Origin of the sequence: Shewanella sp. MMG014, assembly GCF_018100775.1 — a bacterium.
Taxonomy (GTDB): Bacteria; Pseudomonadota; Gammaproteobacteria; order Enterobacterales; family Shewanellaceae; genus Shewanella; species Shewanella japonica.
In genome coordinates, this window is sequence record NZ_JAGJDZ010000008.1 from 14615 (window position 1) to 30894 (window position 16280).

The 16280-nt window shown below is 41.0% G+C and carries 11 protein-coding genes; 9 read left to right on the top strand and 2 right to left on the bottom strand.

All coding sequences use genetic code 11. The features are described 5' to 3' along the window. Positions 1-595 precede the first annotated feature (595 nt). The gene (gene bioA, locus J8L86_RS13515) at positions 596-1936 is read right to left on the bottom strand and encodes an adenosylmethionine--8-amino-7-oxononanoate transaminase (RefSeq protein ID WP_211030806.1); all 1341 of its coding nucleotides are present in this window, start codon (positions 1934-1936) and stop codon (positions 596-598) included. Between the two features lie 109 nt (positions 1937-2045). Here bioA and bioB point away from each other — a divergent pair, with 109 nt between their 5' ends. The 9 genes from bioB (at position 2046) to J8L86_RS13560 (ending at position 15380) form a co-directional block, all read left to right on the top strand. Next, on the top strand, positions 2046-3098 hold the full coding sequence (gene bioB, locus J8L86_RS13520) for a biotin synthase BioB (protein WP_055026322.1): 1053 nt from the start codon (positions 2046-2048) through the stop codon (positions 3096-3098). 43 nt (positions 3099-3141) lie between these two features. Continuing rightward, complete coding sequence (locus J8L86_RS13525; RefSeq protein ID WP_211030807.1) at positions 3142-4260, top strand: 8-amino-7-oxononanoate synthase; 1119 nt, start codon at positions 3142-3144, stop codon at positions 4258-4260. 53 nt (positions 4261-4313) lie between these two features. Beyond that, positions 4314-5087 carry a methyltransferase domain-containing protein gene (locus J8L86_RS13530; RefSeq protein WP_065108317.1) on the top strand — a complete coding sequence of 258 codons (774 nt, stop codon included), beginning with the start codon at positions 4314-4316 and terminating at the stop codon, positions 5085-5087. A gap of 11 nt (positions 5088-5098) precedes the next feature. Then, complete coding sequence (gene bioD / locus J8L86_RS13535) at positions 5099-5776, top strand: dethiobiotin synthase (protein ID WP_211030808.1); 678 nt, start codon at positions 5099-5101, stop codon at positions 5774-5776. Positions 5777-5895: 119 nt separating this feature from the next. After that, positions 5896-6405, top strand: coding sequence for an AAA family ATPase (locus J8L86_RS13540; protein ID WP_211030809.1), 510 nt, complete (start codon positions 5896-5898; stop codon positions 6403-6405). A 342-nt stretch (positions 6406-6747) separates the two neighbouring features. Next, complete coding sequence (locus J8L86_RS13545; RefSeq protein WP_055026317.1) at positions 6748-7971, top strand: efflux RND transporter periplasmic adaptor subunit; 1224 nt, start codon at positions 6748-6750, stop codon at positions 7969-7971. After that, complete coding sequence (locus J8L86_RS13550) at positions 7971-11138, top strand: multidrug efflux RND transporter permease subunit (RefSeq protein WP_211030810.1); 3168 nt, start codon at positions 7971-7973, stop codon at positions 11136-11138. Before J8L86_RS13545 ends, J8L86_RS13550 begins: the two co-directional genes overlap by 1 nt. Continuing rightward, on the top strand, positions 11131-12639 hold the full coding sequence (locus tag J8L86_RS13555) for an efflux transporter outer membrane subunit (RefSeq protein ID WP_082972176.1): 1509 nt from the start codon (positions 11131-11133) through the stop codon (positions 12637-12639). Before J8L86_RS13550 ends, J8L86_RS13555 begins: the two co-directional genes overlap by 8 nt. 485 nt (positions 12640-13124) lie before the next feature. Continuing rightward, complete coding sequence (locus J8L86_RS13560; protein ID WP_211030811.1) at positions 13125-15380, top strand: TonB-dependent hemoglobin/transferrin/lactoferrin family receptor; 2256 nt, start codon at positions 13125-13127, stop codon at positions 15378-15380. 175 nt (positions 15381-15555) lie between these two features. Here the strand turns inward: J8L86_RS13560 and pepE are convergent, their stop codons facing one another. Then, complete coding sequence (pepE, locus tag J8L86_RS13565) at positions 15556-16266, bottom strand: dipeptidase PepE (protein ID WP_065108312.1); 711 nt, start codon at positions 16264-16266, stop codon at positions 15556-15558. Positions 16267-16280: the final 14 nt, after the last annotated feature.

Below are 16280 nucleotides of genomic sequence, written 5' to 3' on the forward strand. Positions count from 1 at the left end.
AGAAACATTTATATAACACGTTACCAATTAATGCAACATGTTATTACCAATCTGGTAATGATTGGCGGTGAGGTTTAATGACAGCTAAATAGGGATAAAAGTGTTGGCTGCTTGTTTATGTCAGATTTTAAGTTGATTGGTTAGGTGTTAGTCGCTAAAAGTAGCGATTAGTGCTGAATTAATCATCAGATTGTTGATTTGATTATATTAAAACAATGTAACTTTTTTGGTTTTTTCTACAGATGAGTCTTAATTGGTAAGTCTACTTGGTAATGTTTTTTGGTAATATTGGTTGGTGTGGTGTCTTGCAATATGCACATGTTAATCGTATTTGCTAATTGTATTCGAAAAATTTACAGGGTAACACTGATTGTGAAGTCATAACTCAAACATGGAGTTAGTATCAATCAGCTTAATGAGTCGCTTTTATGGTATGCGGCGCATGATTGCAGAGGCTAAGTAGCCAAACTAGAAATTGTTTCTAGGTCTGGCGACTTTATATATTTCTGGCTCTAATCAATTTAAAAGTCTAACGATAGTGGTTATAGCAGTTAAAATATGATTAATTGAAGCGAGTTGCTGCACAGATAAATAATTAGCCATTACTGAATGTATCAGCCGTAGCTTGCTCTAATGTGATGTTTTTAGCGATGGTTTTCAAAGCTTGGGTCAATGTGGTTAATTGCTCCGAGCTAATCGTGTATGGCGGAGTGATATACAGTACATGACCAAAAGGTCTTATCCATACGCCAAGCTTAATAAATGCTTGCTGTAGTGCCCCGGTGTTAATGGCACTGTTCATTTCTATTACGCCAACTGAGCCAAGTACTCGTACATCTATGACATGTTCAAATTCAATTGCTTCGGCTAGTTCTTGCTTCATTTGCTTTTCGATGGCATCCACTTGATGTTGCCATTGACCCGTTTGTAATATTTTTAAGCTGGCATCTGCAGCAGAGCAAGCGAGTGGATTACCCATAAAAGTTGGACCATGCATAAAAACACCGGCAGGGGAGTCACTAACGCCATTAGCGACTTCATCGCTGCAAATTGTCGCAGCTAAACTGATGTACCCCCCTGTCAACGCCTTGCCTAAGCATAAAATATCAGCTTCGATTTCGGCATATTCATATGCGAATAACTTTCCAATTCTGCCGAAACCTGTGGCTATTTCATCCAGGATTAAAAGTACATTGTATTGATCACAAAGTTGTCGAATTGCTTTTAAATACTCAGCAGAATAAAAGTGCATCCCACCCGCTGCCTGCATAATAGGCTCAATAATCAGTGCAGCAATATTGTGGTGATGTTGCTGTAATATGGCTTCGAGTGCAGCAGTATCATTATCTGCTAAAGTTTCTCCAAAAGAAGACGTCGGCGCTGGGGCAAACAATTGCTCGGTGACTGCGTCACCAAACATGGTGTGCATACCGTTATCTGGATCGCATACGCTCATCGCGGCAAACGTGTCGCCGTGATAGCCGCGTTTAACCGTTAATATTCGTTGTTTTTTGAATTGGTTTTTACCTTGCCAATATTGCATTGCCATTTTCATCGCAACTTCAACTGCAATTGATCCTGAATCAGCTAAAAATACTTTAGTCAGATTAGGGCTCGTCATATCCACAAGGCGCTTACACAAGTTAACGGCAGGTGCGTGGGTAATACCGCCAAACATCACATGGCTTAATGTGGTTAATTGATACTGCATGGCTTCAATAATTTCAGGACGATTATAGCCATGGATACAAGCCCACCAAGAACTGGTGCCATCAATAACAACTTGGCCATCGCTTAGGGTTAACTCACATCCCTCAGCACTAACCACACCGGTTACTTTTGCCGCGTTATGCATAGAAGTATAAGGGTGCCATATATGCTTTTTATCAAATTCGAAATCAATATTAGCTGAAGATTGTTGTAATGGGTTGTTCATATTTTAACCGTTAGTCAAGTTGTGTTGCTTGGTAGCATTGACAGTTTACATGCTCAAGGTATCCTAACCCAACAACAAGCGAATATAAAATGAATAAAAAGGATTAACCATGTCATCGTCAGCGATCCGTCACGATTGGAGCAAAGCAGAAATTGAAGCATTATTTGCTTTACCTATGAATGATTTACTGTTCAAAGCACACAGTATTCATCGTGAAACTTTTGATCCTAACGAAGTACAAATTAGTCGTTTATTATCGATAAAAACCGGCGCATGCCCAGAAGACTGTAAATATTGCCCTCAAAGTGCTCGTTATGATACAGGTCTTGAAAAAGAGCGTTTATTAGAGATTGAAAAGGTGTTGACTGAGGCTAAAAGTGCTAAAGCCGCTGGCGCTTCTCGTTTTTGTATGGGCGCAGCTTGGCGAAACCCACGAGAGCGTGACATGCCTTATTTAACGCAAATGGTTAAGGATGTAAAAGCATTAGGCATGGAAACCTGCATGACACTTGGTATGTTGTCAAAAGAGCAGTCAGATGAACTTGCTGATGCGGGTCTTGATTACTACAACCATAACCTAGATACATCGCCAGAATACTATGGTGATGTTATTACCACGCGTACTTACCAAAACCGTATTGATACTTTATCTAATGTACGTGCTTCAGGCATGAAAGTGTGTTCTGGCGGGATTGTTGGCATGGGCGAGAAAGCGACTGACCGTGCAGGGCTTTTACAACAGTTAGCAAATCTTGAGCAGCACCCTGATTCAGTGCCAATTAATATGTTAGTTAAGGTAGCTGGAACACCATTTGAAAAAATTGATGATCTCGATCCACTTGAGTTTGTACGCACCATCGCTGTGGCTAGGATCATTATGCCTAAATCACGAGTTCGCTTATCGGCAGGTCGTGAAAACATGACTGATGAACTGCAATCTATGTGCTTTTTTGCAGGCGCCAATTCGATATTCTATGGTTGCAAGTTATTAACCACACCGAATCCAGAAGAAAATGATGACATGACGTTATTTAAGCGTTTAGGTCTTCATCCTGAACAAGGCCCCTCTGCCAATATAGAATCTGATAGCGCTTTATTAGCTAAGGCCAATGCTAAAAAAGATAAGGCGACTAAGCAGTTCTTTGACGCTGGTGCGATTTAAGATTTTTCTAGAGAATTGTTCGTTATAAAAGCAGGCTGTATTTATGGCAAGTCATCCGTTACTCGATAAGATCAATCAGCGCATGCAACAGCTGGATCAAGATGGCTTGCTTAGAAAGCGTAATCAGACAGGCGTTTCTTCACATGTAATTGACTTTAGTCACAATGACTATTTAGGTTTAGCCACCAGTGCTGAAATGATTTCCGCTTTAAATCAAGGTGCAAATCGTTATGGTGTGGGCAGTAAGGCGTCACCTTTAGTTTCAGGTTACAGTCAAGCGCATCATGATTTAGAGAAACACTTGTGTGAGGTCACAGGACATGAAGCTGGGTTATTGTTTTGCTCTGGATTCAGTGCAAATCAAGCATTACTTAAAACACTTGTCGATGGCAATGATGTCGTCATAGCGGATAAGTTAATCCACGCTTCAATGATTGACGGCGTAAAGGATTCAGGTGCAAGCCTTAAACGCTTTAAGCATAATGATTTACAGCATGCTGAGCAGTTGTTAACTCGTCATCCCGAATCAATATTACTGACCGAAAGTGTGTTTAGTATGGACGGTGACAAAGCGCCGTTAGCTGAGTTAAAAGGCTTGTGCCAACAGTATAATACGTGGTTAGTTGTTGATGATGCGCATGGTTTTGGGGTATTGGCTGCCAGCTCCGTTAGCCAATATTGTGATATACAAGTTGTGACTTTCGGTAAAGCATTAGGTTGTCAAGGCGCTGCGATATTAGGCAGTCAAGCTGTGATTGATTACATGGTTGCTCAATCTCGTCACTATATATATTCAACAGCACTATCGCCTGCTAATGCACACTTAGCGCTCGCGGCAGTGAAACTCACCCAAAGTTCACCTCATCGGCTTAATTCGCTTCAAGACAATATTCACTATTTTAAACAGGCTTGCGCGCAAGAAAAAATCGATTTAACAGAGTCTGAAACCGCTATTCAACCCGTTATTATCGGCAGCAGTGAGCAGACTGTTATGGTTGCGGAGCAATTGAGGGCGGTAGGGTTACTTGTTGGCGCGATTAGACCGCCCACCGTGCCCAAAGGTCAAGCAAGGCTTCGAATTACACTTAATACACAGCACACAAAAACACAGATAAATCAGTTGGTCATGGCATTATCTAGATTAATCCATCCACACAATTAAAATTATATTTTATACACTGCCAATTTGCAGTTATCTCCTATTTGAGAGTATCGATGACTTTTAAAAATCCAGTAGCTGAAAAGTTTTCTCAAGCGGCCAAATGTTATAAACAGCATGATGTGTTGCAAAGAAGAACAGCAGAAAAATTACTGAAACACCAAATTTTATCTGGAGATATTGTTGATATCGGCTGTGGTCCTGGTACTGATTTTACTTTAGTTAATCCACAGCAAAATCAAATCAAGCAGGTAATGGCGGTTGACTTGTCATCGGAAATGCTAGCTATGGTGAAGCAAGATTTTCCTGATTACCATACGCTATGTGCCGATGCTGCAGCATTACCGCTTAGTGCCAATCAATTTAATGGTTTGTATTCAAACTTAGTATTGCAGTGGTGTGAAGACTTACCCGCAGTGCTAAGTGAGTTTTATCGTATATTAAAGCCAGGTGCTCATTGTTTAATTAGTATTGTGTCTGCGGGCAGTTTACCTGAATTAAGCAAATTGGGGCTGGGGCACAATGATTTTTCTCATTTTGATGACATCGTCGCTCAAGCAAATAAGCACCACTGGCAGATTGAAAACGCTGAGCATTGCAGTGAGAGTTTATATTTTACAGACTTACGCACTTTATTGTATTCCATCAAAGGAGTTGGGGCGTCAGTTAAGTCACATCAGCAAACTCAGTCTAAAGAAAAGCAAGGCTCAGTGAGTTTACGAGGCCGCCAAGACTGGCTTGCACTGACTGAGAAAGCGGAATCACTGAGAGTTGAGCAAGGTATTCCACTGACATACCAAATTACCTACTTACATTTGATTAAAAAATAAGGCGAATTGCGATGCTCTATTTTGTCACAGGTACAGATACTGATAGTGGTAAAACATTAGTTTCTTCAGCATTGCTGCATGCCGCTAATGGCTCAACCATAGGTGTAAAACCGATAGCTTCAGGTTGTGAACAAACGTCCCAAGGGCTAAGAAATAGCGACGCATTAGCGTTAATCGCTCAGTCCAGTATTAAACTTGAATATTCGCAGATTAATCCTGTTTCATTTGAACCTGCCATCGCGCCACACATTGCAGCAAACGCGCAAGGGGTCAAGTTAACCGCGCAAGGGGTTGTGGAGTCATTACCTTTGGCGGCGCTATTGAGTGCAGACTTTAGCTTGATTGAAGGTGCGGGTGGTTGGCGATTACCCCTTGGCAATGGTGAGTTCTTGTCAGACTCAGTTAAGCGATTACACTCTAACAACGAGTTAGGTGTTATTTTGGTGGTTGGGATGAAATTAGGCTGTTTGAACCATGCATTGTTAACTCAAGAAGCTGTGGTGGCTGATGGGTTAAAGATAGCGGGTTGGGTTGCGAATCAAGTCGATCCTAACATGGCTAATCAGCAAGAAAATTTAGCCAGTTTACAGCAAATAATGTCGGCTCCATTTCTGGGCTATATTCCTCATTTAAGTCAGCCAAGTGCAGCACAGGCAGCAAAATTTATTACACTCACTAATTTATTGTAAGTTTAAAAAAGTCAGGTTAATTCATTAGTTTATTGAATGAGTTTATTGAATCAGGTAGTAAAAACGCCACTTAATTTTTGTTTTACGTCAATGTGATTGAACCGTTTCTAGGGTGAGATATGAACAAAGTTATTATTTTCGGTAATTCAGGCTCAGGTAAATCGACGTTGGCTTGTGCCTTAGCAAAGCGTCACCAGCTTTCTCACTTAGATTTAGACACCATTGCGTGGCAAGCATCTCATCCACCCACTCGATTACCCCTCGAACAATCTCAGCTTCATATTCAATCATTTTTAGACAAGAATACAAATTGGGTGATTGAAGGCTGCTATGCTGACTTATTAGCATTAGTCGCTCCTTTTGCTGAAGAAGCTATTTTTCTAAACCTGCCAGTTAGTGAATGTGTTGATAATGCAAAGCGACGTCCATGGGAGCCGCACAAATATCCCGACAAACAAGCACAAGATGCTAATTTGCCAATGTTAATTGATTGGATTCGCCAATATACGACTCGAGAAGATACCTTTTCACTGTCAGCGCACGAGCGTTTATATCGTGACGTGAAAGCCACGAAAATGATGTTTAAATCCAATGTGAGCGCTCGCGTGTTACTCGACAATATGACTTGATAGTTTGGCCTGTCTAAAATTCAACGATATCTTTTCAATTGAGCAAGAGTTTGCGTGATTGTTTCTGTTAATAAAGAAGGTTGAACTTTGGCGATGATATATGACTTAAGCGTTAATTGGTTCTAACTAATATAAAGCGAAGTCATTAATGAGACTCGCTTCTATTTTATTTAACAGAGGTATTAGCGCAATAAGTAAAAACGATGACTATTTTTCTGCTATGTTTAATTCTAAATAAAACTCCGATTTTTCAAACATTTCCCAATCACATGTAGTAATATCTTACTAACAAAATTTAAACAATGAAGCGTCGGTTCACTACAAAAGGTTTAGGTTATAGATATGGCAAAATTTAACTCTGCAACTCGTGCGACATTTTCTTTATTCGCAGCAGTAACCTTATTAATGGGTTGTGAAACCCCAGAACCTGTTATCACACCCAAATTGGTTGTGGTTGAACAAGTGGATACGGCAACGGTGCCTTTATTCGGTAATTATGTCGGTGTAACCAAGGCATCACTCGATGTTGAGGTTAGGGCGCGTGTCGATGGTTTTGTGCAGGATAAAAGCTTTATTGAAGGGAGCGCCATTAAAGAAGGCGACTTACTTTACAGTATTGATAATCGACCTTATTTGGCTGTGGTAAACCGTTTAAAAGCGAATGTGGAGTCTCAGCAGTCTGTTTTAGATAAGTCACAACGAGATGTTGAACGTTTAAAGCCTTTGTATGAGCAAGATGCTGCTAGCCAATTAGATTTTGATAATGCGATTTCGATATTGTCTCAGGCTCGTTCAAGTCTTGCAGCAAGTAAAGCAGAGCTTGAAGAAGCTGAGCTTGAGTTAAGTTATACCCAAATCACCTCACCAATTTCAGGATTAGTGAGCCGCTCCGAAGTTGATATCGGGGCATTGGTTGGCAGTAATGGCCAGTCTTTATTGACCCGTGTTAAACAAGTTGATCCAATCTATGTGACTTTTAATATGTCAGCATTAGATTACCTCAATGCTCGCCGACGCATGACCAGTTATTCTGAGCAACAAGAAGCAGAAGCAGAAGGTAAAGCGGTTGAAGGTTTTGTCACTATCACCTTGCCTGATGACAGTGAATATCGATACTTAGGTAATGTTCGCTTTACTGACCCATCAGTAAACCCTGAAACGGGCACTTTTGAAGTGCGAGCAGAATTACCAAACCCCAATAGAGAGCTTCTACCTGGCCAATACACCAATGTGCGCATCAAGTTGAATGAAATGAAAGATGCCATCGTGATCCCTCAAAAAGCAACGCAAGTTGAGCAAGGAGGCGTGTATGTCATGGTGGTATTACCAAATAATAAAGTCGAACGCAGATTCATTGTGATTGAACACCAAAGCCAACTAGGTGTAGTGGTTAAGAGTGGCTTAAAAGCAGGTGAATTAGTCATTGTCGAAGGCATGCATCGTGTTCGACATGGCCAACTCGCAGAGCCGTTAACTGCAGAACAATATCTAAAAAAAGAAGATGCAATTGAAAAAGAGCAAGCGCTTCAGCAACAGATATTGGAACAAGAACAGGAGCAAAAATAATGGCTCAGTTTTTTGTTAATCGCCCCGTTTATGCATGCGTAATATCAATCGTTATTGTGTTGCTTGGCCTTATTTCCATGTTTCAATTGCCTATTGACCAATACCCTTATATTACGCCGCCTCAGGTGAAAGTATCGGCATCTTACCCCGGTGCAACGTCTACTACCGCTGCAGAATCTGTTGCCACGCCACTTGAGCAAGAGCTCAATGGCTTACCTAACATGATTTATATGAGTTCAAAAAGTACTAATTCAGGAAGTGCCAATGTCACAATAACTTTTGATGTTGGAACCAATCCTGACTTGGCAGCTGTTGATGTTCAAAATTCGACTCAACAAGCTACAGGTAGTTTGCCAATTGATGTGCAAACGGAAGGCGTTTCAGTGTCAAAAGAAGCCTCTGTTGAATTATTAAAGCTTGCGTTAACCTCAACTGATGAACGCTTTGACGAAATTTACCTCAGTAACTACGGCACAATTAACATTGAGTCTGCATTAAAACGTATTCCAGGTGTCGGTCGTGTTCGTAATACTGGTTCGCGCAGTTATTCAATGCGGGTGTGGTTACGACCTGACACTATGGCAGGCTATGGGTTAACGACTGCTGATGTTATTAGTGCAATAAAAGCGCAAAACAAAGAGTCGCCAGCTGGCACTATTGGCTCTCAGCCTAATAGTGATGCGCTGAGTATGACATTACCTATTACCGCTGCGGGCCGTATGAGTAGCGTTCCTCAGTTTAAAGAAATCATAGTAAGAGCTAATAATGATGGCTCTATCGTTCGATTGCGGGATATTGCCGATATTGAACTTGGCTCCTCTGCTTATACATTACAATCTCAATTAAATGGCGCTAACGCGACCATTTTACAAGTGTATTTATTACCAGGAGCCAATGCGCTAGAGGTCACTAAAAACGTTAAAAAAGAAATGGCGAAACTGGCCGAAAAATTCCCTCAAGGTATGAATTGGGAAGTCTTTTTTGATGCGTCTGTCTTTATTGAAAACTCAATTGATGAAGTGGTTAAAACCCTAGTAGAAGCGCTTATTTTGGTTATCTTAGTGGTGTTTTTATTCTTACAAAATGTGCGAGCCACTTTAATTCCTGCGATTGCTGTACCTGTGTCCTTGATTGGCACATTGGCAGCAATGTTAGCTTTTGGTTTTACGATAAATACGGTGAGTTTATTAGCGCTGGTACTGGCCATCGGTATTGTGGTGGATGATGCCATTGTGGTGGTTGAAAATGTTGAGCGGTTAATGAACGAGAAGGGCCTATCATCGGTTGAAGCGACTCGCGTTGCGATGAAGGAATTATCAGGGGCGCTGGTGGCGACCAGTCTTGTATTAGCTGCGGTATTTGTACCAGTTTCGTTTTTATCTGGCATAACCGGGATCATGTATCGCGAGTTTGCTGTTGCGATTACGGTCGCAGTGCTGATTTCTACAGTGGTTGCCTTAACACTGTCACCTGCATTATGTGCGTTATTGTTAAAACCTGGCGATAAGCCGAGCTCTGGTTTTTTCAAGTGGATGAACGATAAACTTGATATGAGTACCACCAAATACGTATCGCTGGTGGCGTTGACAACCAAGCATGCTAAACGCAGTTATTTACTGTTTGCATTGATGGTTGGTGGGGTTTATTTCATTATGACGTCTTTACCGTCAAGTTTTATGCCTGATGAAGATCAAGGCCGCTTTTTCATTGATATGTCCTTGCCTGACGGTGCAACGGTTAATCGCTCTCAAGCTGTACTTAAAAAAGCTGAATCTCATGTTTTAGCTCATCCCGCGGTGGCATATTCATTTACGCTAGCAGGGGAAAATAAACGTTCAGGCTCAAATCAGGCGAATGGACAATTTGAAGTTATTCTTAAACCTTGGGCTGAAAGAGCAGAGTCAGATGCTACAGTCCAAAAAGTGATGAAAGACATTCAAGGTTCACTTCAAGATATCTTAGAGGCGGACTTTAATATTTATCTTCCTTCTGCTGTTCCGGGCTTAGGTAACGGCTCAGGAGTTGAAATGGAGCTGCAAGATACATCTGGTACCAATTTTAAAGGGTTAACTGAAACAGCAGATGAACTGATAGAAGCATTAAAACTTCAACCAGAAATCGCTAAAGCTAGTTTGTCACTACAAAGTGCAATCCCACAACTGCATTTGACTGTTGATGAAGCAAAAGCGATGGCCATTGGCGTGAATGTGGCAGATATCTACAGCACGATTAAAACATTTACTGATTCATCTACCGTAAATGACTTTAATTTATTTGGCAGAGTCTACCGAGTGAAGGTTCAGGCAGAAGAGCAATATCGTCAGTTTCCAGAGCAAATTAAAGATTACTATGTACGCTCGGCATCTGGCGCTATGGTGCCCATTGGTGTGTTAGCCAAATATGAATACTCAGTTGGACCTGCGGCGGTGACCCATTATAACTTATTCAGTAGTGTCTCGATTAATGCTACGCCTGCACAAGGATATGCCTCGGGCGATGTGATTAAAGCGATTGAACGAGTAGCAAAACCAATGCTGCCAAATGAGTTTAGTTATGAATGGACTGGTATTACGTTCCAAGAAGTACAATCTGCAAATCAAACGAGTATTGCGGTCGCCTTGGCCATGTTATTTGTCTTTTTGTTTTTAGCAGCACTGTATGAAAGCTGGACAATCCCGATTGCTGTACTGCTAATTGCCCCCATTGCAATGTTGGGAGCGGCACTGGGCACCTTAGTGAGTGGTATGGAAAGTAACTTGTTTTTCCAAGTGGCCTTTATCGCCTTGATTGGTATGGCAGCTAAAAACTCAATCTTAATTGTGGAATTTGCGAATCAATTACATAAAGAGGGCAAAAGTCGAATTGATGCAGCGTTAGAGGCTGCCAATATGCGCTTTAGACCAATCTTAATGACCTCAATGGCATTTATTCTAGGGGTATTACCTTTGGTTCTGTCTGTTGGCCCAGGAGCTGTGAGTAGGCAAAGCATTTCTATTCCAATTTTATGTGGGATGGTGTTTGCGACAACCATAGGTATTGTCATGGTGCCGTTATTTTTCGTCACGACAGTGGGTTGGTTTAAATCTAAAGTCTCAAATGAAACCAAGTCAAATCCTGTGCAAAAAGTGCAAAATACGGACACGAATGAGGAGGGCAACCATGCTTAAATTTTCCAGCTTATCTGCCCCGACACAAGGTGATGTTGATGGGATTAGAGTCAAAGGAAAAAGTTATCTGTCTATCCTTTTTGGGGCGAGTGTAACGTTACTGTTATCCAGTTGCGCTATGGGGCCTGACTACCAGCGGCCTGAAATTGAAGTCCCAGCTCAGTATCATGATGATTTAGCACAAGAGTCTCAAGAAAATTTGGGGCTTGCTAATTGGAAAGCGTTTTATCTTGATGAAGATTTACAAGTGCTTATCAGTCATGCGCTTGCGCAGAATCTAGACTTAGAAACTGTACGCTCAAGATTAATTGCTGCACGAAGAGAAGTCACGGTAACAGACTCAGCTTTATATCCAGCTTTTGGCATTAATGCAGATGCAGAGCGCTCTATTGATAGTGCGATTACCAATACCGATCCTGAACATGGTAACGAGTTTACTTTAGATGGCACGGTATCGTGGGAGCTAGATGTTTGGGGAGCGAACCGTCGTCGCAGTGAAGCTGAATATGCAAACTTCCTATCTGCGCAAGAAGCGTTAAATTTAGCGGTTATTAGCCTGATTAGTGATGTCGCATCTCGATACTATGAATGGTTGGATATTGAACAGCGATATTTAATTTCTCTCAATACCGTTGAAATACGCTTAAAAGAGCGCGATCTAGCAAGACTTCGTAAACAAAATGGTGTGATTTCAGGTTTACAGGTTCGTCAGGCTGAAGTTGAGTATCAAAGTGCCAAAGTCACTTTACCTGACTTAGATTTCGAGCGTAAAGCAAAAGCTAACCAATTAAAAATACTCTTGGGTGAGTTTGACTATCCATTAGTGCTTAAAACTCAGCAGGAGATTACAGCTTATCGCCAGTTGTTCCCGACCAGCTTTACTGTGGGGGTGCCATCTCAAATGTTATCTCAGCGACCAGATGTCAAGGCGGCAGAGCAAGAACTTATTGCCGCTAATGCGAATGTCGGCGTGGCGAAAACTGCCTTTTTTCCACAATTTACTATAACAGGCAGTTATGGCACTGAAACCGATGATCTTAGCAGTATATTTGATAGCCAAGGTGTTACTTGGTCATTACTTGGTGGCATTACTGCGCCTATATTTAATGCCGGTCGTATCGCTGCGCAATATGACATCTCACAAGAAGCATTTAATCAAGCACACTTAAATTATCGAAGTACAGTGCTCAAAGCTTACTTTGAGGTCAATGACGCTATGAATAGTTTTCGCCGTTCAGAGTTAGCGATTGAAGCACAGCAAGAATTGGTTGAAGCGTCAAAAGAGTACACTCGCTTAGCCACTTTGCGTTATCGAAATGGAGTTTCAAGTTCTTTGGACTTGATGGATGCACAGCGCAGTTTATTTAGTGCTGAGTTAACCTTAAGCCAAGTTAAGCGTGATCGCTTATTATCGCTGATTACGCTTTACCGCTCGCTTGGCGGAGGAGTATTAACTCAAGAAGAGTTAGCCCAGATCACTGACCAAGAAAACGCTGATTAATGCTTGCTAAAGCAGGTTTAGGTAAGCATTGTCTAAACCTGTTTTATGCTAGTAAATACAGAGTCATACTTTCGCTATTATATTGGCGAGCCAACGTACTCATTCCATATTTTACTCCATATTTCACTCCATATTTTACTGAAAGTGACTTTAGTCCTCTTCAATCACCATTATTGAGTCAACATTCATGGCTATTAAAGGCATGTAAACCCAAAGCTTAACTTAGATGGTGTTGCTTTGACGACTGATGTTAGATGCAAAAAGTGACAAATGTTATTTTTTAAATTAGCTTTGACTCATATTGGTAAATATTATTCTGAAAAGTTTTTACATCAATGAAACATAAGCGAAAATTCTCAATGAGTTTATTCACGATAAATGGATATTGGGATCGAGATCGCTATGTGAAAAATACTTCATGGTAGACTCCTGCGCAATTCGAGATGAGATTAATTCCTATTAAGTTTTAATTAAGGATAGCGTTGATGAAACCACTTTCAGTTAAATTAATTAGTGCTGCAATTGCTGCTGCATTATCCCCTCAGGTTATGGCAGATACCGATGAAGTTGTATCTAAAGAAGACATTAAACAATCTATCTCTAACTTCCATGAAGTGATTGTTATCTCTGGCTCACGTGTTGAGCAAACATTAGATCAAGTTGCTGGTTCAGTTGTTGTAATTGATGAAGAAGCTATTGCTCGCAACATGAGTTCAGATTTCGCAACGCTGTTCAAAAATGAAGCCGCTGTTGATGTTAAAGGTGGCGCAGGCAAACCTAGCTCAGTGACTATTCGCGGTATCGGCGGAAACCGTGTGATGATGGTTAAAGATGGTGTTCGTGTAAATAATCAATACGCATCACCATTAGGCCCAGGTGCTGAAGGTACAGGTCGTGGCCTGACAGAAGTCGAAGGCTTAAAACAAGTTGAAGTATTAAAAGCAGCTGCATCAACGATGTATGGCTCAGATGCATTAGGTGGTGTTCTTGTGATGACCACTAAAGATGCTGATGACTATTTACGTGGTGAAGATTACTACTTCTCGGCGAATGCTGGTTACACAGGTATGAATGATGAGTACACTGCGGGTTTTACTAGTGCATTTTCTGCAGGAAATTTTGATAACTTAGTAACGTATCAACGCCGTGAAGGTGAAGAGCAGCAAAACTACGATGGTACTTTGCCTGATAGTGATCTTGTCACTGATAGCTTTATCGTAAAAAGCAAATATCACTTCAATGATGACACTAACTTACAGTTAACCGTGGATTACATGAACCAGAAATTAGATCGCTGGGAAAACAGCTTAGATAACTTAAGTTCAATTGACTACGACCGTCAAACACAGGCGTTAAATACCTCTTTGCGTCTTCGTTCGACTAAAGACCGTGGTATCCACGATAGTGTCGATTTTGTTTTGTATTACGGTAAAACTGATCAAACTGAAAAACGTGATTATTATGATGGCGCCCAAGGCGGTATTCGTGACATTACCGAGAAAAGAGATTACCAATTTGATGAGTACCGTGTTGGATTTGCAAGTACGTTTGCTAAATCATTATCGCTAACGGGTCACGATCACAATATTATTTATGGCCTCGATGTTGAACAATCAGAAATGAGCCGCCCTCGTGATTATCAAGTGATTGATGACAATGGTAGCTGGTCGCCATCTGATACGGATACCTTCTCTTTTGCAGATACTAAAAGCTTACGAGTTGGTGCTTTCATTCAAGATGATATTACTTTTTACGATGGTAAGTTAAATGCCATTTTAGGTTTGCGTTACGATTACTTCAGCAATACACCTGATCAACAACAAGCTGAAGATGCTGGTCGTGATCCTGCTGATTTTGAAGAGATGAGCGATGGCTTTTGGTCACCTAAGTTAGGTCTTGTGTACCATATGACCGATAACGTCAACGTATACGCTCAGTATGCGTACGGTTATAAAATGCCAACACCTGATCAAAAATGGGGTGAGCTTGAGGTTAAAGATGGCAAAATGCCATTCCCTGTATTGATTCAAGCAAACTACGATTTAGAGTCAGAATCAAGCCATACTGTTGAGATAGGGGTTCGTGGTCATCATGGTGATACACGTTACGAATTGACCACATTCTACACACAAGCCAAAGACTATATTGATTGGGAATTTGTTGGGTGTGGCGGTATTTTCGGCTGCGCACTACCTCAGTCACTTGAGTATCAATATATCAACTACGATGAAGTGACTTTATACGGTGCTGAAGCGTCATTTAGCCACTGGTTTACAAATGAAATTGAACTATGGGGTAACATTGCTTACACCCATGGTGAAGATCAAAACGGTGATTATTTAAATTCAGTTAGTCCGCTCAAAGGTAATGTTGGGATGAATTACTACACTTACCTTGCTAATAAGGAAGTGGATTTTGGGTTGACGGTTCGTTTTGCTGATAACATGGACAGAACAACTGACTTAGATATCTTCCCTCCAATTCCGGGCATGCCAGATATGGGCTTTAACGAAGTTTACAATACAGCTGGTTACGCAGTATTTGATATCACGGCTAATGTCATGCTAAGTGATAATTGGACATTACGTGGCGGGGTATTTAACGTATTTGACACTGAGTACATTGATTACGCTGATGTGGCTGGTCAATCTAAATTTTTAATGTCTAATTTAGGTGTGACAGAAGATAATTACACGCAACCGGGCCGTTATTTCAGTCTTAAAGTTAATTATACTTTCTAAATCGCTGAGTTAACTTAGCGGTTAAAAGCGTTAAAAGCGTTAAAAGCGTTAAAAGCGTTAAAAGCGTTAAAAGCGTTAAAAAGCCTTAGATTCAATATGAATTTAAGGCTTTTTTGGTTAGGTATGATTCAATCGCTAAGGTTTTATGCAGAACCTACCCAGTATTAATGAGAGATTAATCCAAGTAATGGCTTAAATCACTGCCAACAGGAATGACGACCTCTTGTTCTTTACCATGGAATAAATATGCGTCTTTTTCACCGACAAGTGAGAGAGTATCACCTTGACGCCAAAGGGCTGTACCTTCCTGAATACCAATAACTGGCGTAATAGGATCGACAATCGTAAATTCAAGTAATCGCTGCGCTCGAGTTTCACCGTTATGACCAGGTGCTTGATAGTTGGTGTAGTGCGGGTTTAGTTGAAATGGCAACAGTTTTAAGCCAGTAAATGAAGCAGGCTCTACAATTGGCATATCATTTGTGGTGCGAATACTCAGCCCTGTAATATTTGAGCCAGCACTCCAGCCGATATATGGCTTACCATTGCTCACTTGCTCATTTAATAAATGCACCAAATCGTAACGGTATAACTCGTTTAATAATTGGAAAGTATTACCGCCGCCAACTAAAATTCCATCTGCATCTTTTATCGCTTGTTTTGGGTCACTGTATTGATGAATGCTACTGACTTCAATATTCAGTGGGGCTAAACCTTCGGTGACCATTGCAAGATATTTATCATAATCGACACTCACGCCTGCGTAGGGAATAAACACCCATTTTTTTGCGTGAGTCGTAAGCGGTTTGATGAACTCAATGGCATGGGCTAAATAGGGAGTATTGCCTTCACGTGAACTGCTGAGCATTAATGCATTTACGGCCATTTCGATTTCCTTAA